The sequence below is a fragment of the Alkalibacterium sp. m-11 genome (assembly GCF_054658155.1).
Window position 1 is genome coordinate 1 of record NZ_BAAGIR010000279.1, and the last position, 984, is coordinate 984.

The 984-nt window shown below is 36.8% G+C and carries 3 protein-coding genes; all 3 read right to left on the bottom strand.

Going from position 1 to position 984, the window contains the following annotated elements; genetic code table 11:
• Positions 1 to 110: 110 nt before the first annotated feature.
• The 3 genes from ACYQ2O_RS12380 to ACYQ2O_RS12390 are packed head-to-tail and all read right to left on the bottom strand — an operon-like array spanning position 111 to position 804.
• Positions 111 to 332, bottom strand: a complete 222-nt coding sequence (locus ACYQ2O_RS12380) for a helix-turn-helix domain-containing protein (protein WP_459796719.1) — start codon at positions 330 to 332, stop codon at positions 111 to 113.
• 15 nt (positions 333 to 347) lie between these two features.
• Positions 348 to 533, bottom strand: a complete 186-nt coding sequence (locus tag ACYQ2O_RS12385) for a hypothetical protein (protein WP_346025006.1) — start codon at positions 531 to 533, stop codon at positions 348 to 350.
• Positions 520 to 804 carry a hypothetical protein gene (locus ACYQ2O_RS12390; protein WP_459769543.1) on the bottom strand — a complete coding sequence of 95 codons (285 nt, stop codon included), beginning with the start codon at positions 802 to 804 and terminating at the stop codon, positions 520 to 522. The genes ACYQ2O_RS12385 and ACYQ2O_RS12390 overlap by 14 nt, the downstream gene beginning before the upstream one ends.
• Between the last annotated feature and the right edge of the window lie 180 nt (positions 805 to 984).

Genomic DNA, 984 nt, shown 5'->3' on the forward strand with positions numbered 1-984 from the left:
TTGATTCATAAGAAGACCTCTTTTCTGGATTTGTGGTTATCTCTAGATTAAGGGTCTTCTTTCTTTTTGTCTACTTTAATTTCTTGCCCTACTATTTTACTTTCCGACAACTATTTTACACATAGTTCATTACTTTCATATTCCAGGATATCACCAGGCTGACAGTTCAGCGCTTTGCATAGTGCCTCTAGAGTCGAGAAACGGACAGCTGCAGCCTTTCCTGTCTTCAGCTTGGATAAATTCACGTTGGAGATACCGACTTCTTCTGCCAGATCCTTAAGGAGAATTTTCCGGTCAGCCATAACTCGGTCTAATCTAACTATAATTGGCATGAAATAAAACCTCCTTTAAACTGTCTCATCTGATAGTGTCTGTAGTTCGATACCATAATTAAATATTTCAGCAGCAACGTAGAGGATCAGTCCGATCACAAAGTAACTGCTTAGAGAGAAGAAGAAGTAGCTTGCATCTTCTGCAAGAAGAGTTACTAAACCGGAATAGATGATAGGGGTGACAGCATCAAATCCGATCATGATATAACTTATCTTCTTTAAGTTCATCTGGAGAGAAGGGTGTATATCCTTCATAGAGTTTGTCGAAAAGCTGACTTCCTTTCAGTAATACATAAACATGGATAAGCGAGAATATTGGAACAGCAAATAAAGCAGCACGCTCCAATACCTCATCGGTAATAGGATTTCTTTGAAATTGAAAAAAGGTAAAGCCGGCAGGTTCAAATTGTAATGAACCATTAGCTCTGAAAAGAGTAACATAAAGGCCGACTACTATTATAAAAATAAACATTCCGGCTAGTACTTTAAATATCACAGATCACTAGTGTTGCATAAAACTTAGAATAAATGATTTTCACACATTGTTACTTTCATCACAAGTATTTTTCGTTAAAATTTCCAAAAAAGTCAATTGCTGGCGCAAGGGATGACTTTTTCCAGAAATTTTTAGGGTTATTCAGTTGTGGATTAG

Bases quoted from the DNA above. Each gene is read 5' to 3' on its own strand.
- ACYQ2O_RS12380 (WP_459796719.1), bottom strand. From the start codon at position 332: ATGCCAATTATAGTTAGATTAGACCGAGTTATGGCTGACCGGAAAATT.
- ACYQ2O_RS12385 (WP_346025006.1), bottom strand. From the start codon at position 533: ATGATCGGATTTGATGCTGTCACCCCTATCATCTATTCCGGTTTAGTA.
- ACYQ2O_RS12390 (WP_459769543.1), bottom strand. From the start codon at position 804: ATGTTTATTTTTATAATAGTAGTCGGCCTTTATGTTACTCTTTTCAGA.